Origin of the sequence: Streptomyces sp. Act143, assembly GCF_003143935.1 — a bacterium.
Taxonomy (GTDB): domain Bacteria; phylum Actinomycetota; class Actinomycetes; order Streptomycetales; family Streptomycetaceae; genus Streptomyces.
In genome coordinates this window covers 5428939-5449790 of sequence record NZ_QFRX01000001.1, presented here as the reverse complement: position 1 = coordinate 5449790, position 20852 = coordinate 5428939, and the positions used below count along the sequence as shown (strand labels likewise).

Sequence of the window (20852 nt, the reverse complement as noted above, 5' to 3'; positions counted from 1 at the left end):
GCCCCCAGTCTCCTACGCCAGTCTCCCGCGCGTCCGCTGCCCCTCCAGCGGCGGAGCCGTGACGGAGCCGTGGTGCAGGCACTCGGGGCGGGTGCAGTCCGGCGGCAGCGCCCGTACGGTCGTGAAGGCGACCGCCGCCCCCACGATCATCGCCCCCGCGCACACCACCATCGCCCGCCCGAACGCGTCGTCGAAGGCCCCCGGCGTCCGGTACGCCTCCTCGCCCATCCCGGCGATCATCGGCAGCGCCGCCACCGCGATCAGCCCGGCCGCCCGGGCCGCCGCGTTGTTGATACCGCTGGCCAGCCCCGCCCGGGCCACGTCCACCGAGGCCAGCACGGTCGCGGTGAGCGGGGCGACCAGGGCGACCATGCCGAGGCCGAGGACCAGCAGGGCGGGCAGCACGTCGGCGACGTAGTGCGCGTCCGGCCCGACCCGCAGCATCAGCAGCATCCCGACCGCGCACAGCAGCGGGCCGACGGTGAGCGGGATGCGCGGGCTGATCCGGTCCGCGAGCGCGCCGGAGCGGGCGGAGAACAGCAGCATCATCACGGTGGTCGGCAGCAGTGCCGTACCGGCGCCGAGGGCCGAGTAACCGGCGACGACCTGGAGCTGGAGCGCGGCGAGGAAGAAGAAGCCGCTGATGGCCGCGTAGACGCACAGGGTGACCAGGTTGACGGCCGTGAACTGCCGGGACGCGAAGATCCCGAGCGGCATCATCGGGTCCGGCCGCCGCTTCTCGACGTACCCGAAGGCGACGCCGGCGCCCACGCCGAGCACCGCCGTGATCCAGTCCCCCTCGATCAGCGCGTACGTCACCAGCGCCAGCGCGAGCGCCCCCAGCAGCGCGCCCAGCACGTCGAAACCGGCGTGCCGGCGGGCTCCTCCGCTCCCGGCTCCGGCCGAGCGGGAGGTGCCCCCGTCCGACTCGGGGACGTGCCGTACGGCGATGGGGGCGCAGAGCAGCGCCAGCGGGACGTTCAGCAGGAACACCCAGCGCCAGCCGGGCCCGTCCACCAGCCAGCCGCCCAGGAACGGTCCGACGGCCGCCCCGATGCCACCGAAGCCGGACCACAGGCCGACCGCCCGGCCCCGGTCGTCGGGATGGAAGGAGGCCTGGATCAGCGCCAGGGACCCGGGGGTGAGGAGCGCCCCGCCCACGCCTTGCAGCGCCCGCGCCCCGATCAGCACCCCGACGTTCGGGGCGAGCCCGCACAGCAGTGAGGCCGTCGCGAACCACACCACACCGACGACGAAGACCTTGCGCCGCCCGTACCGGTCCCCCAGCGAACCACCGAGCAGGATCAGCCCGGCCAGCGTCAGCGTGTACGCGTTGACCGTCCACTGCAGCGCGGCGAGGTCGGCGCCGAGATCCCGGCCGATGCGCGGGAGCGCCACGTTGACGACGGTCGAGTCCAGCATCGCCATGCTGGAGCCGAGCACGGTGGTGAGCAGGATCCACTTGCCCTGCACCGAGGCCAGCCGGACGTCCGCCATGCCCCCCAGTAAACAGTGAGCCCGGCGCCGAGGCACCGGGCTCACCGCATACGACGCAGGACTACGGGTTACTTGATCTTCGTGCCCGTGGACCGCAGATTGGCGCAGGCCTCCGTCACGCGGGCCGCCATGCCCGCCTCGGCGAGCTTGCCCCAGGTGCGCGGGTCGTAGGTCTTCTTGTTGCCGACCTCGCCGTCGACCTTCAGGACGCCGTCGTAGTTCTGGAACATGTGGGCCGCCACCGGACGCGTGAAGGCGTACTGGGTGTCGGTGTCGATGTTCATCTTGACGACGCCGTTGTCCAGCGCGGTCGCGATCTCCTCGGCCGTGGAGCCGGAGCCGCCGTGGAAGACGAAGTCGAACGGGGCGGCCTTGCCGTACTTGGCGCCGACACCCTCGTTGAGGTCCTTCAGCAGCTCGGGGCGGAGGACGACGTTGCCCGGCTTGTAGACGCCGTGGACGTTGCCGAAGGAGGCGGCGAGCAGGTAGCGGCCCTTCTCGCCCAGGCCCAGGGCCTCCGCCGTACGGATCGCGTCGTCGACGGTGGTGTACAGCGAGTCGTTGATCTCGTGCGAGACGCCGTCCTCCTCGCCACCGGTCGGGGTGATCTCGACCTCAAGGATGATCTTCGCGGCGCGGGCGCGCTCCAGGAGCTCCTGCGCGATGGAGAGGTTGTCGGCGAGGGTCTCGGCCGAGCCGTCCCACATGTGCGACTGGAAGAGCGGGTTCTCGCCGCGGGCGACGCGCTCCTCGGAGACCGCGAGCAGCGGACGTACGTACCCGTCGAGCTTGTCCTTCGGGCAGTGGTCCGTGTGCAGCGCGACCGTGATGTCGTACTTCTTGGCGACGATGTGCGCGAACTCGGCCAGGGCGACGGCGCCGGTGACCATGTCCTTGTTGTGCTGACCGCCCAGGAACTCGGCACCACCGGTCGAGATCTGGATGATGCCGTCACTCTCGGCCTCGGCGAAGCCGCGCAGTGCCGCGTGCAGGGTCTGGGACGAGGTGACGTTGATGGCCGGGTAGGCGAACTTGCCTGCCTTCGCCCGGTCGAGCATCTCGTTGTAGACCTCGGGGGTTGCGATGGGCATCTGTCCGCTCCTTGGAGTGTGCGGGTTGGCGTACTACGTGCTTACGGCCCTGACCTAGACCTTGGTGTGGGGGTGCGACGTCGTCGTCGGGCCCCATCTTTCCAGACGAACCGAGATGCTCCGAGCGGCCATAAGTCCCGGTTGTCGGTCCCTTTCAGTCCAGGCCCAACTCGTCCTTGGAGAAGGCGAACCGGTACGGCACCCCGGCACCCTGTTCGATCTTCTCGGCGGCACCGGTGGCGCGGTCGACGATCGTGGCGACGGCGACGACCTCGGCGCCCGCCTCCCGCACGGCCTCCACCGCGGCCAGCGGGGAGCCGCCGGTGGTGGAGGTGTCCTCGACGACGAGGACGCGGCGGCCCGCGATGTCCGGGCCCTCGACGCGGCGCTGCAGGCCGTGCGCCTTGGCGGTCTTGCGGACGACGAAGGCGTCCAGCCGCCGTCCCCGGGCGGCGGCGGCGTGCAGCATGGACGCGGCGACCGGGTCGGCACCCATCGTCAGCCCGCCGACCGCGTCGAACTCCAGGTCGGCGGTGAGGTCGAGCAGCACCTGCCCGACCAGCGGGGCGGCCTCCCCGTCGAGGGTGATGCGCCGCAGGTCGACGTAGTAGTCCGCCTCCAGCCCCGACGACAGGGTCACCTTGCCGTGCACCACGGCCTTGTCCTTGATCTGCTGCAGCAGCGCGCCGCGTACGTCCGTCATGCCGCCCAGCTTAGAGGCGCCGCCAGCTCCAGGTGGTCGCGGCTTCCAGCGGCTCCAGCAGCGTGACCAGGCGCGGCAGGGTGTTCAGCCCGTTGGGCGGCCCGGTCTGCGGCTCCACGCACACGGCCTCGGCCTGCTCGTCGTAGACGACGACCCACTCCTCGCGGCTGGCGACCTTCAGCTCCAGCTGCCCCGGCCAGGTCAGGGTGACGTCGACGCCGCCGGGCATGCCGAAGCAGTCGTCCCAGGGGCCGGGCTCGGGGTCGATCCGGTTGCCGGTGGGCAGATGGTCGTCCCCGCGCTCCTCCTGCCACCCGGCCGCGAAGGCGACCCGGACGTCCTCGCCGCCGAGGTTGCGGTTGAACCACGGGTGCCAGCCGATCTGGGCCGGGAAGGAGGAGTCGTACGCCTCCACGGACATGGTCAGCGTCAGGGCGTCCGGGGTGAGGGCGACGGCCTGGGTGACGCGGCCGGGGTAGGGCCACGGCTCGACCAGGTCGTACGTGATGACGGCCTCGTCGGCCGTGGCGCGGGCGAGGCGCCAGGCGCCGTCGCGGGCGGTGCCGTGGATGGCGTGCGGCGGGGAGTTCAGCGGCATCTGCTGGACCGTCGCCCCGTCGCGGAACCGTCCGTCCCTGATCCGCCCGCACCAGGGCACCATCGGGAAGCAGCCGAAACGGTCGCCCTGCCGCAGCAGTTCGACCCCGTCGACCCGCAGTCCGCCGATCCGTCCGCCGCTGCCCGGCAGTACGGTCACCTCCGCGTCGCCCGCGGTCAGCGTGATGGGTTCGTTACTCACGGGACGACCCTACTGGGGTGATCAAGGGGGCGTCCGGGCCACCGCCCTCGCGGCCGGTCACCGCCGTCTGCGCAGCACCCGTCCCGCCACGATCGCCGACGCGAGCACGACCGCCGCGGCGGGGGCCGCCCACCGCAGCACCGAGTTCGGGGCGATGGTCTGGGGCGCGGGGACGGGCGCGTAGCGGCCGCGCGGCGGCGCGTGGTCGACCTCCTCGGCGCTGCGGCCGATCATCGTGCGCCGGGCATGGGCCGCCTCGGCGGGCGGCGCGGACGCTTCGGTGAAGTCCTCCGGCGGGTGCGGGGTGACGGTGCCGGAGGCGGGTTCGGGCTCGGGCTGGGATGCGGGCTCGGGCTGGGATGCGGGCTCGGGCTCGGATGCGGGCTCGGGCTCGGATGCGGGCTCGGATGCGAGGTCATGCTCGGATGCGGCTTCAGGCTCGGGCTCGGGCTCGGGCTCGGGTGCGAGCCCGGGCTCGGATGCGGCTTCAGGTTCGAGCTCAGGCTCGGATGCCGGTTCAGGCTCGGGCTCGGTGGGCTGCTCCGGCCCCGTCCGCCCCGTCGGCTGCGTCCGCCCCGTCGGCTGCGTCGGCTGCTGCGTCGGCTCCGGGCTGTCCGGGGGCGTCCCCTCGTCCTCTGCCGGTGTTCCCAGGTTCTCCGCGAAACGGTTCAGCAGCCGGGTCACCGTCGAGGACACCGCGCCCTCGGGGAACTCCGTGATGCGGCCGTCCGCCGAAGCCGTGCCCTCGAAGGTGAGGGTCGTTCCTCCTTCGGCCTCCGTGAGCCGCAGTGCCAGCGCCAGCTTGACCGAGCCGGTGCCGCGGGTCTCGACGGCGTCGCCCTCGGCGGCGTACGAACCGTCGTCCTGCGGGGTGAGCCGTACAGTGCCCCGGTAGGTGACCGAGTGACTGCCGACGCGCACCTTCAGCCGCCCGGTGACGGGCTCCGCGCCGGCGTCCTGCTGGAGCCCGGGAACGGCCCGGGCGACCCGAAGGGGATCGGCCAGCGCCTCCCTGAGTCGCTCGGCCGGAACCGGAACGAACACCTCATGCTCCATGGTCCGGGAGCCTACCCAGCGGACCGCGGAGTGCACCCCCGTTGGTCGAAAGTGACCGCGCCCTCGTGTCGGCGCGCTCAGGAGGCGGCACGGCGGCGGCAGCGAGCCGGCGCGTTCAGCCGCCCGGGGTCACCAGCCCCGTCTCGTACGCCACGACCACCACCTGGGCCCGGCTCGTCAGCCCCAGCTTCGTCATCGTGCGGTTGAGGTGCGTCTTCACGGTCGCCTCGCTGATGAACAGCAGGTCGGCGGCCTCCGCGTTGGTCAGGCCGCGGGCGACCAGCGTGACGACCTCGACCTCGCGGGTGGTCAGGGCGGACAGGTCGGGCGGGGCGCCGGCGCCGGACGCGGTGCCGTCGGCCGTACGGGTGTAGGCCTCGACCAGGCGCCGGGTGACCGCGGGTGCGAACAGGGCGTCGCCGCGGTGGACGGCGGTCACCGCGGCGAGGAGGCGTTCGGGTCCCGCGTCCTTGAGGAGGAAGCCGGACGCGCCCGCGCGCAGGGCGCCGTAGACGTACTCGTCGAGGTCGAAGGTGGTCAGGATCAGGATGCGGGGCGGTGGGTCGGTCGCCGCCGCGAGGATGCGTTCCGTCGCCTCGATGCCGGTGGTGCCGGGCATGCGGATGTCCATGAGGACGACGTCGGGGCGGGTCTTGGCGGCCAGGGCGACGGCCTCCGCGCCGTCCGCGGCCTCGCCGGCCACCTCCATGCCGGGGGCGGCGTGCAGCAGCGCGACCAGTCCGCCGCGGACGAGGAACTGGTCGTCGACGACCAGCACCCTGATCGCCGGTTGCTCATTGCCGGTGTCGGTCATTCCGCGACGGCGTCCCCCCGGCGTGCGCTCTGTGCCGACGTCGGCAGGGTCAGGTGCACGCCGAAACCCCCCTCGCTGCGCGGGCCGACGACGATCGACCCGCCGTAGAGCTTGGCGCGCTCCCGCATTCCGATCAAGCCATGCCCGCCGGCCTGCCCGCCGCGCTCCTGTTTTCTGGCCGGATTCACCCCCTTCCCGGCGTCGGTCGTCGCCTCGTTCGTGACGGACGCCGTCATCTCGCCCGCCCGGTAGGCGAGTTCGACGCGGGCCCGGGCGCCGGGGGCGTGTTTGAGGACGTTGGTGAGGGCCTCCTGGACGACGCGGTAGAGGCAGAGCTGGACGCCGGGCGGCAGCGGGCGCGGTGCGCCGGTGATGCGGAGGTCCACGGGGACGCCGCCCGCGCGGACCCGTTCCACCATGTCGGCGAGCTGACCGAGGCCGGGCGCCGGGGCCCCGTCGGCCGCGCCCTGGACAACGTCGGCGCGCAACAGGCCCAGCATGCGCCGGAGTTCCGCGAGCGCCTCGCCGCTGGCGCCGGCGATGGTGTCGAGCGCCTCGCGCGCGGTGCGGGCGTCGGAGGTGAAGACGAAGCGGGCGAGGCCGGCCTGGACGTTGATGACGGCCATGTGGTGGGCGACCACGTCATGCAGTTCGCGGGCGATGCGGACGCGTTCCTCGGCGACCTCGCGGCGGGCCCGTTCGGCCTGTTCGGCCTTGAGCTGCCGGGTCAGTTCGGCGGTGCGGCGGGCGGCGTGGCCGAACCACCACAGGACGAGGGTGTAGGCGAGGGACTGGGCGACGACCGAGGCCATGGAGCTGCCCTCGGTGACCAGTCCGGCGTAGATCCAGGACCCGGCGAGCAGGGCGGCGCAGACGGCGGTGGTGCGGGCCGGGCGCAGGGCCGCCACGGTGTAGAAGGCGAGCATCGGGCCGAGGGAGTTGACCACCGGCCAGTGGCCGAGGGTGGTGTAGGCGGCGAAGACCGCGAGGACGCCGACGCAGACCGGCACGGGGGCCCGGTTGCGCAGGACGGTCGGCAGGTTGGCGAGGGCGACGAGGACCCAGGCGAGGGCGTCGGGTGCGGGCCACCCCTGGGCGGCCGACTCCCGCCCGAGGAGGACGGCCACGGTCGTCTGCGCCGCGGTGATCAGGCCGTCGACGACGAGGGGGTGGATCCGCATCGCCGCAGCGTAACCCCGGTGCCGGGGCGGGGGCGTCAACCTCCGGCGGTACCGCGGAAGTTGCAGGAACCGCGCGGTTACCGCCGAGGTTGGGCCGAACGTCCAACCAGTGCGGGATTCGGGGCGGGCGGGGTGCGCCCTAGCTTTCCGGTGCGGGCCGAAACGGGGGCTCAACGGGGGAACCCGGCCCGCGCGACAGAAGGGGAACCACGCATGTCTCTGCGTAAGAAGGCTCTCGCGCTCGCCGTCGTCACGGCCGTCGGCGGCGGACTCGCGCTCACCGCGACGCCGGCGTCGGCGAGCGTCTCCCAGGGGTACGTCTCCGGGGCGGGCGGCCCGACGAACGACTGGGGCGACGAGGGCACCCTGTCCGCCACCAGCCACGCCAACAGCAACGCGACCGCGCTGGTGCAGATGCTGCTGTGGGCGGACGGCGCCAAGGAGAAGAACGGCTCCACGTTCGACTGGGCGGACATCGACGGCAAGTACGGGTCCAACACCACGGCCGCGGTGAAGTCCTGGCAGAAGCTGTACAACAGCCGGCTGAACGCCGGGCTGGTGGTGGACGGCAAGGCCGGTCCGAAGACCCTCGGCGCGGCGGACACCTCGCTGGTGGACAACGGCAACGGCACCGTCACCTTCTGGGGCTGGAAGCACAACGTCACCTTCAAGCGCTCCGCCGGCAAGTACTACCTGAAGGTCAACAGCACCCGCGGCTGGAAGGTCGCCTCGTACAACGCGCTGAACGTCGTCTGAGCCACCGCGGGGAAGCGGGGGAAACACGGCGGTCCGTCCCTCCCGGGGAGGGGGCGGGCCGCCGTCCGCATGCGGGCGCGTGTCCCGTTCAGTCCGTGTACGCGGGGTGCACCAGCGTCGACGGTGCCAGGCCGGTGAGCCGGGTGCGGGCCACGGACCGGGCGTCCGCCGCGAGGGACGCCGAGGTCAGGGTCCGGGGCGGCGGGGCCTGCGGGTCGAGGCCGAGGCGCGGCGCCGCACCGGCGGCGGCCAGGACGAAGCCCCAGTCCCGGGGCGCCCGGGAGGCGCCGGTCACCCGGTCGGGCCCGGCCGCGAACCCTTCGGCGCGCCCGCCGACGCGATAGGGCACGGTACGCAGCCCCGCCGCGCGCATCGTGGTGTCGACCGTCCAGAAGACGCGGGGGCGGGAGGAGACCGGCCCGGCGTGCACCACCAGTCGGCCGCCCGGGGCCAGGGCGCGGCGGGCGAGGCCGTAGAACTCCTGGGAGTACAGCTTGGCGCTGGCCGTGATGCCCGGGTCGGGCAGGTCGGCGATCACCACGTCGTAGGCCGCGGGCCGCGCCTGCCGCAGCCGGCCGAAGGCGTCGCACGTGGTGACGTGGACGCGCGGGTCGCCGTACGCATGGCCGTTGAGGGCGGCGAGGGCGGGGTCGGTGCGGGCCAGTCGCACGACCCCGGCGTCGAGTTCGACGACGTCCACCCGGAGTACGTCCCGATGGCGCAGGACCTCGCGCGCCGCCAGTCCGTCGCCGCCGCCGAGGATCAGCACGCGCGCGTGCGGGCCGTTCATCGCGGGGTGGACGAGTGCCTCGTGGTAGCGGCGTTCGTCGCGGCCGCTGACGCGGAGGCGGCCGTCGAGGAAGAGGTCGAGGGGGCGGCCGCCGGTGCCGCCGGTGAGGACGACCTCCTGGACGTCGGTCTGGACCGCGACGCGGACGTCGTCGCCGTAGACGGCGTGGCGCGCGGCACGCTCGAAGTCGTCGACGAGGACGGCGGCCGCGGCGAGGACACCGAGCACGGTGAGGTTGGCGATCACCAGCAGCCAGCGGGCCCGGCGGGTCAGGTCGCGGCGGAACAGGCCGAGCACGAGGGCGCCGCCCACGATCGCGTTGACGGTGCCGGTGATCAGGGCGCCGGTGAGCTGGCCGAGCAGGGGCAGCAGGAGGAACGGGAAGGCGAGGCCGCCCACCAGGCCGCCGACGTAGTCCGCGGCGAAGAGGTCGGCGACGGCGCCGCCCGCGTCCTGGCGGCGGATGCGCTGGATCAGCTCCATCAGCAGCGGGACCTCGGCGCCGATGAGCAGGCCGATGGCGAGGGAGAACGCGACCAGCAGCCAGCGCGGCCCGTCGGCCCACAGGCCGCCCCAGTCGCCGGTCCAGGCGAAGACGGCGTACAGCACCATCGCGCTGCATCCGCCGACCAGGGCGAGCGCGGCCTCGATCGCGCCGAAGCCGGCCGCGGCGTGCCGCCGCAGCCCTTTGGCGAGGAGCGAGCCGACCCCCATCGCGAAGACCATCACGGACAGCACGACGGAGGCTTGGGTGACCGAGTCGCCGATCAAGTACGAGGCGAGGGCGACGAGTTCGAGTTCGTACACCAGTCCGCACGCGGCGCAGACGAAGACGCCCGCGAGGACCAGGAACCGCCCCACCCCGGGCCGCACCGGAAGCCGCACGGGACCGGCCCAGGGCGGCGGTGTGCCGGGAGGGGCGGGCGCGTGCGGTTCGATCACCTTGCGACGGTACGTCACGGAAACGGCACGCTTCGTCACCCACACGTGTGGAACTCGCGGTCACCGGGCCGGTCGGGGTTTACGCGCCCGGCGGAGCGGGTCGACGGCCGGGGCGTCGACCGGCAGCCGCCGGGGCGTGCGCACCCGGCCTACAGCGCGGCAGGAACCTTGACGCCGACGCGTGTCCGCGTCGCCACCAACTGGCCGTCCTGCGGGTACGCGTGCCAGGTCCGCCACAGCACCTGTCCCTCGTGGCGCTGGGCGAGCAGGGCCGTGAAGGCGTGCGGACTGCCGGGGAAGACGCCCGCCAGGCCGTGCGGATGGTCGGCGACGAGGGCCAGCAACTCCTGGGCACGACCAGCGAACTGACCGGGTGAGAGAAGCTCGACCCGGGCCGCGAACTCGTACTCCCAGTCGCCGACCCGCTTGGCGACGCCCAGCGGCAGCGGGGTGCTGCTGCCCGGGATGCACGCCACCGTCTCCGAACAGGTGCCCCGCTCCTCCTCGAGGAGCACCTGGTGGGACGCGCCGAGCAGTCTCAGCTGAAGGTTCGCCCCGGCCAGTTCGAGGTCGAGCGTGGCCAGCGCCGGGAGCGGCTCGCGTCCCAGGGCCCAGGCGAGGTCGGCCGCGCGCGTGTCGGTGTAGGAGGTGTTCAGGGTCGTGAGCATGGGTCGGCTCCGCAAGCACGCAAAGAAAGGGCGGTGTGAGGGCGCCGGCGCACCCGGGTCGACACCGGCGGGGATGCGGCCCGGTCGGCCCGGTCGGGATGAGCAGCTGACGTGTCCGTAGGACGGCCGAGGGCCCGCGTTGGTGATTTAGAGGGAATCATGAACTGTGGCGCCGCCACAGCGTTTTTACCCAACTTCGTGGCGTTTCCATCCCTCAGAGGGCTCCACAGTTCAACTGTTCAACTACGGCGCACGCGGGACCGCGGAGGCGTACGCCGGGGCATCCGCACGCCCCCACGCGAAAGCCGGGCCCCACCTTCGTGCGGGCCCGGCTCGTCCGGATGCCGTGAGGAGCTCAGCTGCCCCGTGTCAGCCGCCTCCTCCACCGCATCCGCCCCCACCGCCTCCTCCGCAGGACGACCCGCCGCCGCACGACGAGCCGCCGCTGTCACCGCCCCCGTCCGCCCAGCTGTTGCCGCTGGTGTCGCCGCCGCTGCCGCCGGAGCTCCCGAAGAGATACCTCCGCCGGCCGCCGCTCCGCCGCACCGACCATCTGATCAGCCACAGGAGCAGGGCCCAGTACAGAACCACCAGGACGATGACGAGAGCCGCGAACACGGCGCCGCCTTCCTTCCGCCTCCCCCGGAGCCCGGCTCAGCTGCCGCCGCCGCAACCGCCCCCACCCCCGCAGGACGACCCGCCGCCGCACGACGAGCCGCCCCCGCAGGAGCTGGACGAACCGCACGACGAACTCGACGAGCCGCACGACGAACCGCCGCCGCTGGACCCCCCGTCGGCCCACCAGCTGCTGCCGCTTCCGCTGCTGCCGCCGCGCCGACCCGCGCGCACAGCGCGCGAGCTCCCCCTGCTCGCCGCCGCGATGATCGCGACCACGAACCCGATCAGGACCATTGCCAGGATGATGCCGAGAACCATGGCGTCACCCTCCTTTCGTGTCCCCCGAGACGTCCCCCCGTGGGCGCCTGGGGTCTTGCGTGCGAGGGAGATGCCCCCGCGGCTCACCGGCCAAAGCAGAGTTGAGGAACTCCAGAGCTTGGGCGCAGGATGACCGGCATGACCTCCACCGCACGCCCGCACCTCAACCGCCGGCTCGCCGGGTTCGGGACGACGATCTTCGCCGAGATGTCCGCGCTCGCCGTGCGGACCGGCTCGATCAACCTCGGCCAGGGCTTCCCCGACACGGACGGCCCCGAGGAGGTCCGGGAGGCGGCCGTGCGGGCGCTGCGCGACGGACGCGGCAACCAGTACCCGCCGGGCCCCGGCGTGCCCGAGCTGCGCGCCGCGATCGCCGCGCACCAGCAGCGGTGGTACGGACTGTCCTACGACCCCGACACCGAGGTCCTGGTGACGGCGGGCGCGACCGAGGCCATCGCCGCCGCCCTGCTCGCCCTGCTGGAACCCGGCGACGAGGTCATCGCCCTGGAGCCGTACTACGACTCCTACGCGGCCTGCATCGCGATGGCGGGCGGCACCCGGGTGCCGGTGACGCTGCGGCCGGCCGACGGGCGGTTCCGCCTCGACCTCGACGAGCTGCGCGCGGCGGTCACCGACCGCACCCGGCTGCTGCTGATCAACACGCCCCACAACCCCACCGGCACGGTCCTCACCCGCGAGGAGCTCACCGCGATCGCCGAGCTGGCGGTCGAGCGGGACCTGCTGGTCGTCACCGACGAGGTGTACGAGCACCTGTTCTTCGACGACGCCGAGCACCTGCCGCTGGCGGCCTTCCCCGGCATGCGGGACCGCACGGTGTCGATCGGCTCGGCGGGCAAGACCTTCTCCTTCACCGGCTGGAAGGTGGGCTGGGTGACGGCGAACGGCGCGCTCGTCTCCGCCGTCCGGACGGCAAAGCAGTACCTGACGTACGTCAGCGCGGGCCCCTTCCAGTACGCGATCGCCGAAGCGCTGCGCCTGCCGGACGCGTACTTCGACGGCTTCCGGACCGACCTCCGCCGCAAGCGCGACCTGCTCGGCGACGGCCTGCGCGCGGCCGGGTTCGAGGTCTACCAGCCGCAGGGCACGTACTTCATCACCACCGACATCACGCCCTTCGGCGAGAAGGACGCCTACGCCTTCTGCCGCGCCCTCCCCGAACGCTGCGGCGTCGTCGCCATCCCCAACTCCGTCTTCTACGACGACCCCGACGCCGGCCGCAGCCAGGTCCGCTTCACCTTCTGCAAGAGGGACGACGTTCTCGACGAGGCCGCCAGCCGGCTGCGGCACCTGGCGTCCTGAGCTCACACCCTCTTCGTCCCGCATGAGGTCTGCTGGGGAGCCTGCCGGCCTTGATGGCGTTTCCGCAGGTCAGACGGATGGGGAGCGGGGGCGTGAACGGGCTGGGCGGCGGGTCACGAGCAGGGTCGTCGACCAGTACAGTCTCCGGGCCGCGCTCCGGGAGAGCGCGGTACGCGGGCGGCCGCATGCCGAGGACGTCGCCCGGGTCCACCCTCTGCGGACGAGGATTCGGCGCGGCAGCGGTCCCCTGTCCGGCGGCCGGGACGCGGTCCGCCCCCGGCGCGTCCCGGGGGAAGGACGCGCCGGGGGCGGCGTGCGGGGCGGGCCGGCCAGGAGTCAGGCTCCGGCGCCCACCTGTTCGAGGGGCGCCCACTGCTGCTTCTCGACCAGGTCGCGGTAGTGGGCGTCGGTCGTGATCAGCGCGGTGTGCGTGCCGGTGGCGGCCACCGTCCCGTCCTTCAGCACCACCACGTGATCCGCGTGCATGATCGTCGACATGCGGTGCGCGATGACCAGGACGGACCGTTCGCGGGCCAACTCGTCGACGGCGTCCCGCAGGCGCAGTTCGTTGTCCGCGTCCATCTGCGACGTCGGCTCGTCCAGGAGCAGTATCTCGGCGGGGCTGAGAAGCGCCCGGGCGAGCGCGAGCCGTTGGCGCTGGCCGCCCGACAGGTCCGTCTCCCGGCCCAGCGTGGTGTCCAGACCCTGTGGCAGGGCCCGTACCGCGTCGTCGAGCCCTACCGACGCGAGCGCCGCCATCAGCCGCTCGTCCAGGGCGGCCAGGTCCGCGTCGCGAGTGTCGCCGAGACCGAGCAGCAGATTCTCCCGGACGGTGCTCTCCAGCAGGGTGAAGGACTGGTCGACGTAACCGATCCGCGAGCGCAACTCGCCCAGCGGCCAGCGGGCCACGTCACGGCCGAGCACGCTCAGCGTGCCCTGGTCACAGTCCAGGAAGCGCTCGATCAGGTGGAACAGAGTCGACTTGCCTGCCCCCGAGTGGCCGACGACGGCGGTCAGTCCGCGGCGCGGCGCGCTGAACGACACGTCTCGCAGGGCGGGCCGGCCGGGGTAGGAGAACGACACCTGCTCGAACCGGACGGCGTGGGTCGCGGTGTCGTCGGAAGGGATGCCGGTGAGCGGTCCGACGTGCGCCTCGTCGGGCTCGGTCGGTGCGGACAGCAGGTCCTCGAAGCGGGCCTTCGCGGCGAGGCCGGTCTGGAGCCGGCCGAACCCCATGACGAGGATGGTGACCGGGCTGACCAACTGCAGCAGATAGAGGATGAAGGCGATGAAGTCCGCCAGGGACAGCGCGCCGTCGGTGATCCGGGCGCTGCCGGCGATCACGATGCCGGCCAGCGCAACCTCCTGGCCGAGAGACATCAGCGGCAGCACCACCGACTGCAGACGGGACGCGCGCAGCATCTGGTCGGTGAGGGCGGCGGCGTCATCGGTGAGCGCCTCGGCTGTGCGCCGCTCCGCCCGGTATGCCTTCACCGTCAGCAGCGAGGTGAGGGCGGTGGTGAACCGCTGGGCGAGCGTCCCGGTGGCGATCTGGATCGACTCGTAGCCCTTGCGGACCCGGCGCAGCACGTACCAGATGGCCAGGCCGGCGAGGGCGAACGCGGCGAAGGCCAGTCCCACCAGCAGCAGGTCGATCATCGCCATCAGGACGATGGTGCCGAGGATGGAGGCCACGGCGACCGGCACCTGCACGGCTCCGACGTCGACCACCGATCGCAGCAGCATGGCGTCCGAGGTGATCCGGGCGACGAGGTTGCCGGGACCCGCCGCGCGCACGGCGGGCAGCGGCATGCGCAGCGAGTGTTCCATGACCCGCGAGCGCAGCCGCAGGACGAACCGCTCCCCGGTGCGGGCCAGCAGGTACCCGGAGAGGGAGGAGGCCGCGGCGCCGCCCAGTGCCAGTGGCACCATCCAGGCCAGCACGTCGATGACCGAGTCGTTCTGGCCGAGGGCCTCGATGAGGTCCCGGACCAGGAGCGGGACGGCCAAGGTGGCGGCGGTCGCCGCCAGGCTCAGGAGCAGGGCGGTGACGACCGATGCGGAGTTGTCCCGGACCAGGTCGCGGAAGACCTGGACGCGGTGTGCGGCGGTCGCCGGGGTGGTGGAGCCGGTCTTCATGCGGGAGTCCCTTCCGAGGACGGTCGTGAGGACGCCGGCCGGCGCCCCGTGGGGCGCCGGCCGGCGTCGGATCAGCAGCCGGACGAGACGGTGTAACCGGCGCTGAAGCTGGCGGACGCACCGATCGACGCGAGCACGGACTCGACCGAGACGATCGTGATCGTGGTCGTCGGGCTGATGGCCGGGGCCTCGGCCGTGGCGTCCGCGGCGATCTCGGCCGAGTCGGTGTAGGCGGTGTAGCCGGCGATGAGCTGGTCCGCGGTGTTCATGATTCCTCCGTTGGCGATCTGGTGGAAAAGAAGCTGACGCTGGAATTTCTCTCACGGACGCCACCGACGAGCCATCCCCTTTCTTTGGGGGAATCACGCGGCTGGCTGTGACAACGCATCGGAAAGATTCTTTACTGGCTCACTTTCGCGACTTCGATGCTTTGGTCCGAAACAACGGAAAAGGCCGGTGGAACAGTCCGTCGGGACTGTTCCACCGGCCTTCTTGGCGCGGGTTCCGAGTTCCTTCTCACTCCAGTGCGTACTCGGCCCGCGCGCCGGGCGGTGCGCCCAGGGCGACACCGGTGAACCGGTGCGGGCCGTAGTGTGCGGCGGCAGCCTGCGCGACCTGCGCGGGTGTCACCTGCCGCAGCAGTTCGGGGAAGGTGGTCAGCCAGCCGGGGTCCAGGCCGTGGCCGAGCACCCCGGCGTACGCGGAAGCCAGGCCCGACTGGGAGGTCTGTCCGATCCAGGTGAGGCCGGTCATGTGCGCGCGGGCGGCGTCGATCTCCGCCGCGCCGGGCGGGCGGGACGTCAGATCTCGCAATTCCCGTGTCACTGCGCGCAGAGATCGGCTGACATTTTCCGGAGCGGTCGCATAAGAGATCAGGACGGAGGGACGAGGGAAAGAATCGTCGATGGTTGATTCGATCTGATAGGCCAGTCCTTCATTCTCCCGCAGTTCCCGCATGAGTCGCGACGAGAAATACCCGCCGAAAAGGCAGTTGGTGAGTGAGAGCGCGGCGAACGAGGGATCGGTCCGGTCCGGTGCGGGGGCGGCGAGCAGAACCTGCGCCGTCGTCGCGTCGCCGCCCCACGGGACGGCGCGTATCCCGTGCCCGGCCGGCGGCGGCGCGGGCGGCGGCGCGGCCGGCCGGGTCCCGGTGCCGGTCCACAGGGCGTAGGCACGCGACGCCTCTTCGGCGAGGTCGTCGGGCGCCACGACCACCGCGTACGCGCCCCGTGGATGGACGTGCGCCGCGTGCAGCGCCGTCACCTCGGCGGCGGTGACGGCGAGCAGCGCGTCCGGTCCCGGATGCCGCTCCCGGCAGCCCGGGTAGGCGTGCGCGTACAGGGCCGCGTGCGCCGCGGTGCGCGGATGGGCGAGCCGTCCCGGGGCCCGGGCGGCGAGAGAACGGGCCGCGGCCGTGCACGCCTCCTCGGTGAGCCGGGGCCGGGCGAGCACGCGGGCGAGCAGCCGCAGGGCCCACGGCGCGGCGGTCGCCGGCACCGACGCGTTCAGGGCGAGCCAGGTGCCCGTCCAGGTGACGGAGACGAGCGTGCCCTCGCGACGGGGGTCCTCGTCGACGCCCGCGGTGACCTCGCGGGTGCACTCCTGCGCGGTCAGGCCGGCCAGGACGTCGGCGGTGGCCGGATCGACGGCGTGCGCGGGCAGCGGTGCGAGCATCCGGATCTCGGCCAGCGGCACCGTCTTGGACCGCACGGTCACCAGGCGCAGACCGGTGCCGAGCACGGTGTCGGTGCACGGCGGCGGGACGAATGCGCGGGGCGGGCCCAACGGTGGCAGCGCGGTGGCGCGCGCGGTCATACGGGAGCCACCTCCCGGACGTGCAGGCGCAGGACCGCGCAGGGGACCGCCAGCAGGTTCCGGGCCGCGGCGGCGACTTCGTCGGCGGTGCAGCGGCCGACCAGGCCGGGCAGCGCGTCGACCAGGTGCGGGCGGCCGTGCAACAGCGTGAACGCGCCGATGTGCCGGGTGCGATGCACCAGGCTGTCGTAGGTCCGCGAGAGGGAGACGCACAGCTGGGTCCGGGTGCGCGTCAGTTCGTCGGCCGTCGGGCCGTGCTCGGCGAGCCGGGTCAGGATGCGGTCGGTCTCCGCGCGGACGTCTTCGGCGTCGGCGTCCGGCCGCAGCGTGACGACGGTCTGGAAAGTGTCGGGGTCGCGGGCCTGGAGTGGTCCGAAGAAGCCGCAGCCGGCCCGGACGGCGGTGGCCAGGCCGGTCCCGGTGACCAGGCGGGCGGTCAGCCGGGCCCGGTCGGTGCCGGTCAGCAGGGCCGCGAGCACCATGTGGGCGACGTAGGCGGGCAGCGCGTGGGACGGATCCGGAAGCCGGTGGCCCAGGGCGAGGGCGGGCAGGGGGGCGCGGGCGTCCTCGTGGTCGCCGGCGCGTGCGCGGACCGGGGGCGCTTCGGCGAGGTCGGGCGGGGGAGCAGCGGGCCGCGGGGGCAGGGCGGCGAAGTGGTGGAGCACCAGGCGTTCGGCCTCGGTCTCGTCGAAGCCGCCGCACACGGTGAGCACGGCGCGGGACGGCGCGTAGTGCGCGGCGTGGAAGGCGACGCACTCCTCGGGCGTCACCTGACGCAGCCCGGCCAGATCCCCGTAACCGTCGTGGGCGTTGGCGAACGACGTGTACAGCACGGACGGGAGGACGGTCCAGGGGAAGCCGCCGTAGGGGCGGCCGGTGACCTGGGTGGCGATCTCCTCACGGATCACCCGCAGTTGGATGTCCAGGCCGTGCGCGTCCAGCCGGACGCCGGCCATCCGGTCGGCCTCCAGGAAGAGCAGCCGGTCCAGTGCCGCGGTGGGGGCGACCTGGTAGAAGTCCGTGTAGTCCTGGTGCGTCGACGCGCCGGCGGTTCCGCCCGAACCCTGTACGGCCCGGATGTGTTCGCCGGGACCGACCGAGGCGCTGCCCTGGAACATGGCGTGCTCGAAGAGGTGGGCGAAACCGCTGCGTCCGGCGGGGTCGCCGCGAAATCCGGTGCCGTAGTGGACGGCCACGCCGACGGCGGGCGGGCCGCCCCGGGCGTCGAGTACGACGCGCAGTCCGTTCTCGAGAGTCAACTGCCGCACGGTGCGCGTCCCTTCGGGTGTCCGGTTGCGGGCGGTACGGGGTGGGAGGGAGCCGGCAAGGGCGACCGCCGCCCCGGCACCCGGGTCGGGGTGCCGGGCCGGCCGGGTCACAGGAAGCCGGGGGGCTTGGTCAGCAGCCCTTGCCGACGGTCACGCCGACGCTCATGCTGAGGCCCGCGCTGCAGGCGTAGGAGGACTCGGCGATGGAGACGGCGATCGAGAGGCTGACCGGGCTGATCTCCGGCGCTCCGCCGTCCTGGGCGGCGGCGATCTCGTCGGCGGAGGTGTACGCGGCGTAGCCGGCGAGCAGGGTGTCGGTGGTGTTCACGGTGACTCCTTTTCGGGATGGGAATGCGGCGCCGTGTTCTGCGCCTGAAGGGAATTGCTTTCCTGTCCCGCCGGACATCCGGATGCGGTCCTGAATTCTTCGGAGCGACCGGAGCCCGGAATTGCCCGGCCGCGTGGACCGAGAGCGGGACGGCGGAAATGAGGGGCCTTTGGCGGCAGGCTCAGCAGCCCTTGCCGACGGTCACGCCCACGCTCATGCTGAGGCCCGCGCTGCAGGCGTAGGAGGACTCGGCGATGGAGACGGCGATCGAGAGGCTGACCGGGCTGATCTCCGGCGCTCCGCCGTCCTGGGCGGCGGCGATCTCGTCGGCGGAGGTGTACGCGGCGTAGCCGGCGAGCAGGGTGTCGGTGGTGTTCACCAGGACTCCTCGAAAGAAGACGATCGACGGAACCGTTCCGCCGTCGACTTCTTTTCTATACGATTCACCGGGGATTACACCACGGAAAAAGAAATATGACTCACCGGAATTACGGTGAAGCTTTGCCTCCGCTTTTTTCTCGCACCTGTCCGCTCTTTGTGACCCGTGAAAAGCGCCGCCGGGAGAAAGGTCCGCGGCGGCGCCCGGGGGGGGCAGGACCGTCAGGCGGGCAGTTGCTCCACGTAACGCTTGGCCATCGGCAGCGAGACGTAGGGGTAGTTGTCACGCACCTCCTTGATCGCCGCCACCTTCCCGCGGGTCCTGAGGACCCCCTGGACGCGGTCCTCGTCCACCTGCTGCCGGAATCCCTCGTAGGACCCGTAGCGCTTGGTGAACGCCTGGGCGCGCTTCTTCGACGTGTTCTCGCCGGCCACGCCCAGGATCGTCGAGATGCCGACGGCGATGGCCCCTGAGATGTTCTCGATCATGCTTGGCCTCCCTTGTTTCGGGTATCGGCCCCGGTTTCCTGGCCGGAGCCCGGTGGGTCTTCGATAAACCCGGCTATTCTGCCCGTTCGAACACGGACACATGCCGGGGGCTGAGCGCCGTGAAGGGTTCCTTGCGCCAGCCGGCAGTGCGTTCCACCAGCCGGAGCCCGGCCAACTCGGCCAGCAGGTCGATCTCCTGGGGGAACGCGTAGCGCAGAACATGCTGGGTGGTCTGCGGCGCTCCGCCGTCCAGGATCGTATGCGTGGCGACCATGAGCTGCTGTGAGCGGTCCACCATCAAGGTGTCCAGCATGATCGCGTTCTCGCCGAGGAAGCGCATCGACAGGTCCGGCTTGGTGAGCACGTGGTAGGGCGACGGGTCGAAGGCTTCCAGAACGAAACGGCCCCCGGGCGCCAACTGGTCGCGCACGTTGCGCAGGCAGTTGAGCTGCGCCTCCCGCGAGACGGCCACGAAGAACGTGTTCAGGACGAGTGTCACGAGCGGGAAATCGCCGCCCATGTCGAGTCCCGGCTGGGTGAAGTCACCGAGCTCCACGGTGACTTCGCCCTTGCTGTCCCGCTCGGCCAACTTGGCGATCATCGACTCGGACGCGTCGACGCCGAAGACGCGGTAACCCCGCTCGGCCATCGGGACGGCGATCCTTCCGGTGCCGACACCGAGTTCGAGTACCCGCGCGCCGGGCTCCGCGAGCGTGGCGAGGAACTCCAGGGCCGCGTCCGTGTCGAAGCCGATGGGGTACATCTGCTCGTAGACGCTGGCCATCTTCTCGTTGTAATGGGCGTTCTGCGCTATCACGATTCCTCCGTTTCCAAGGCCACGTCCGGTGCCACGGGTGCGCCGGTGAGGCCGTCGATGGTGCCCATGGGGTGGTCCAGCAGCGCGGCGAGCACGTCCAGGTGATCGGGGAACCGGTCGTCCCAGCCGACGAACGCCGCGTAGTCGAGGCAGTGCGTGAACATGCGGAGCACGGCCGACCGTGCCACCGCGTCGAGGCCCGCGGACGCCGGACGAGGTCCCGGGCCGCCGGCGTAGCCGCGCAGCAGAGCCGCGGTCGCCGACGCGCAGTGGGCGGCGGCGTCCTCGGCCGACCCGGTGAAGTGCAGCAGCCGGAACTCGGCTAGCTCACCGACGATCCAGCCCAGATCGTGGGAGGCGGGCCCGGCTGCGAGTTCCTCGCCGGTCAGCAGGACGCAGTCGGCCGCATCAGGGGTGGGCACCTGGGAGCCCAGTCCGGTGCCACCGAGCAGCAGCACGGGCGGTGCCGTGCTCGCGCCCGGGTCCGTGCACCAGGAGGCGGCCACGGCCATCCGCTCGGGCCCCAGGACGCGGTGGGCCTCCTGCCACAACCGCGTTGCCCGGCCGATGTTCTGACGACCCGCCAGCCAGTGCGCCAGCCTGCGCGGTCCGGCTGGGCCCCCGGCCACGGGGACGTCGGCGAAGGAGGTGTGCACCTGCCGCAGTACCTCGCCCACCCGCTCCAGCAGCCGCGGCAGGGCGGCCCAGTGCGCGGGAGCCGCTGCCCGGTTGCCCAGTACATGCCCGAGCGAGTACGGCGCGGGCGCCGGGTAGCGGCGCTCGACGACGCCCGCTCCGCGGATCGGCAGCGGCCCGTAGTCCTCGGCCCGCACCCGCTCCTCGGCCCCCAGCACCACCCGGGTGCCCCCGACGGCCCAGCCCCGCGCGGCGCGCGCTGCACGGGCCAGAGCCGCGGGCACCGGCGTGAAGTCCTCCGGCCGGTCCGGCCCGGCGGTACGGGACCACAGGAAGCCGTCGCCGGCCCGCGTCACCCGCGTCGCCAGGTATCCGGTGCCGAACAGGGCGAGGGCGGGCGGCCTCCGCACGGTTTCCGGGTCCTCGGGG

Annotated in this window: 21 protein-coding genes; 2 read left to right on the top strand and 19 right to left on the bottom strand. The window is 72.6% G+C overall.

The window, feature by feature from the left end; all coding sequences use genetic code 11:
* Positions 1 to 12 precede the first annotated feature (12 nt).
* From DI272_RS24705 to DI272_RS24675, 7 genes are all read right to left on the bottom strand, one after another.
* Entirely contained in the window at positions 13 to 1497 is a 1485-nt protein-coding gene (locus DI272_RS24705) for an MFS transporter (RefSeq protein ID WP_109497466.1), read from the bottom strand.
* A 68-nt stretch (positions 1498 to 1565) separates the two neighbouring features.
* Positions 1566 to 2588, bottom strand: coding sequence for a class II fructose-bisphosphate aldolase (fbaA, locus tag DI272_RS24700; RefSeq protein ID WP_109497465.1), 1023 nt, complete (start codon positions 2586 to 2588; stop codon positions 1566 to 1568).
* Between the two features lie 154 nt (positions 2589 to 2742).
* A complete protein-coding gene (pyrE, locus tag DI272_RS24695; protein WP_109497464.1) occupies positions 2743 to 3291 on the bottom strand; it encodes an orotate phosphoribosyltransferase in 549 nt (182 codons plus the stop codon).
* Positions 3292 to 3301: 10 nt separating this feature from the next.
* Complete coding sequence (locus DI272_RS24690) at positions 3302 to 4090, bottom strand: aldose epimerase (RefSeq protein WP_109497463.1); 789 nt, start codon at positions 4088 to 4090, stop codon at positions 3302 to 3304.
* Between the two features lie 57 nt (positions 4091 to 4147).
* Positions 4148 to 5146 (bottom strand): SRPBCC family protein, encoded by a 999-nt coding sequence (locus DI272_RS24685; RefSeq protein ID WP_109501014.1) that lies wholly within the window; start codon positions 5144 to 5146, stop codon positions 4148 to 4150.
* A 115-nt stretch (positions 5147 to 5261) separates the two neighbouring features.
* Positions 5262 to 5960, bottom strand: coding sequence for a response regulator transcription factor (locus tag DI272_RS24680; RefSeq protein WP_109497462.1), 699 nt, complete (start codon positions 5958 to 5960; stop codon positions 5262 to 5264).
* Positions 5957 to 7141: a sensor histidine kinase gene (locus tag DI272_RS24675; protein ID WP_109497461.1), complete on the bottom strand. Its 1185-nt coding sequence runs from the start codon at positions 7139 to 7141 to the stop codon at positions 5957 to 5959. The genes DI272_RS24680 and DI272_RS24675 overlap by 4 nt, the downstream gene beginning before the upstream one ends.
* 213 nt (positions 7142 to 7354) lie before the next feature.
* On the opposite strand from DI272_RS24675, the gene DI272_RS24670 reads away from it, so the two are divergent.
* Positions 7355 to 7897: a peptidoglycan-binding protein gene (locus DI272_RS24670; protein ID WP_109497460.1), complete on the top strand. Its 543-nt coding sequence runs from the start codon at positions 7355 to 7357 to the stop codon at positions 7895 to 7897.
* Positions 7898 to 7985: 88 nt separating this feature from the next.
* On the opposite strand, the gene DI272_RS24665 is transcribed toward DI272_RS24670, so the two are convergent.
* The 3 genes from DI272_RS24665 to DI272_RS24655 all read right to left on the bottom strand — a co-directional run bounded on the left by DI272_RS24665 (position 7986) and on the right by DI272_RS24655 (position 10915).
* Positions 7986 to 9629: a polyamine aminopropyltransferase gene (locus tag DI272_RS24665; protein WP_109501013.1), complete on the bottom strand. Its 1644-nt coding sequence runs from the start codon at positions 9627 to 9629 to the stop codon at positions 7986 to 7988.
* A 149-nt stretch (positions 9630 to 9778) separates the two neighbouring features.
* On the bottom strand, positions 9779 to 10297 hold the full coding sequence (locus DI272_RS24660) for a DUF2617 family protein (protein WP_109497459.1): 519 nt from the start codon (positions 10295 to 10297) through the stop codon (positions 9779 to 9781).
* A 369-nt stretch (positions 10298 to 10666) separates the two neighbouring features.
* A complete protein-coding gene (locus DI272_RS24655; RefSeq protein ID WP_109497458.1) occupies positions 10667 to 10915 on the bottom strand; it encodes a hypothetical protein in 249 nt (82 codons plus the stop codon).
* Between the two features lie 447 nt (positions 10916 to 11362).
* Between DI272_RS24655 and DI272_RS24645 the strand changes: the two genes are divergently transcribed.
* Positions 11363 to 12553, top strand: coding sequence for a pyridoxal phosphate-dependent aminotransferase (locus tag DI272_RS24645; protein WP_109497456.1), 1191 nt, complete (start codon positions 11363 to 11365; stop codon positions 12551 to 12553).
* A gap of 336 nt (positions 12554 to 12889) precedes the next feature.
* Here DI272_RS24645 and DI272_RS24640 read toward each other — a convergent pair whose 3' ends face one another.
* The 9 genes from DI272_RS24640 to DI272_RS24600 all read right to left on the bottom strand — a co-directional run bounded on the left by DI272_RS24640 (position 12890) and on the right by DI272_RS24600 (position 20833).
* Positions 12890 to 14692, bottom strand: coding sequence for an ABC transporter ATP-binding protein (locus tag DI272_RS24640; RefSeq protein WP_109497455.1), 1803 nt, complete (start codon positions 14690 to 14692; stop codon positions 12890 to 12892).
* Between the two features lie 71 nt (positions 14693 to 14763).
* Positions 14764 to 14961: an LxmA leader domain family RiPP gene (locus DI272_RS24635; protein ID WP_109497454.1), complete on the bottom strand. Its 198-nt coding sequence runs from the start codon at positions 14959 to 14961 to the stop codon at positions 14764 to 14766.
* A 247-nt stretch (positions 14962 to 15208) separates the two neighbouring features.
* Positions 15209 to 16507 (bottom strand): pitrilysin family protein, encoded by a 1299-nt coding sequence (locus DI272_RS24630; RefSeq protein ID WP_109497453.1) that lies wholly within the window; start codon positions 16505 to 16507, stop codon positions 15209 to 15211.
* A complete protein-coding gene (locus DI272_RS24625) occupies positions 16504 to 17775 on the bottom strand; it encodes a pitrilysin family protein (RefSeq protein ID WP_109497452.1) in 1272 nt (423 codons plus the stop codon). Before DI272_RS24625 ends, DI272_RS24630 begins: the two co-directional genes overlap by 4 nt.
* Before the next feature lie 130 nt (positions 17776 to 17905).
* Positions 17906 to 18103 (bottom strand): LxmA leader domain family RiPP, encoded by a 198-nt coding sequence (locus DI272_RS24620; protein WP_109497451.1) that lies wholly within the window; start codon positions 18101 to 18103, stop codon positions 17906 to 17908.
* Positions 18104 to 18284: 181 nt separating this feature from the next.
* The gene (locus tag DI272_RS24615; RefSeq protein WP_109497451.1) at positions 18285 to 18482 is read right to left on the bottom strand and encodes an LxmA leader domain family RiPP; all 198 of its coding nucleotides are present in this window, start codon (positions 18480 to 18482) and stop codon (positions 18285 to 18287) included.
* Positions 18483 to 18703: 221 nt separating this feature from the next.
* On the bottom strand, positions 18704 to 18970 hold the full coding sequence (locus DI272_RS24610; protein WP_109497450.1) for a hypothetical protein: 267 nt from the start codon (positions 18968 to 18970) through the stop codon (positions 18704 to 18706).
* A 73-nt stretch (positions 18971 to 19043) separates the two neighbouring features.
* Positions 19044 to 19787 (bottom strand): bifunctional 2-polyprenyl-6-hydroxyphenol methylase/3-demethylubiquinol 3-O-methyltransferase UbiG, encoded by a 744-nt coding sequence (locus DI272_RS24605; RefSeq protein WP_109497449.1) that lies wholly within the window; start codon positions 19785 to 19787, stop codon positions 19044 to 19046.
* Positions 19784 to 20833 carry a hypothetical protein gene (locus tag DI272_RS24600; protein ID WP_109497448.1) on the bottom strand — a complete coding sequence of 350 codons (1050 nt, stop codon included), beginning with the start codon at positions 20831 to 20833 and terminating at the stop codon, positions 19784 to 19786. The genes DI272_RS24605 and DI272_RS24600 overlap by 4 nt, the downstream gene beginning before the upstream one ends.
* Positions 20834 to 20852: the final 19 nt, after the last annotated feature.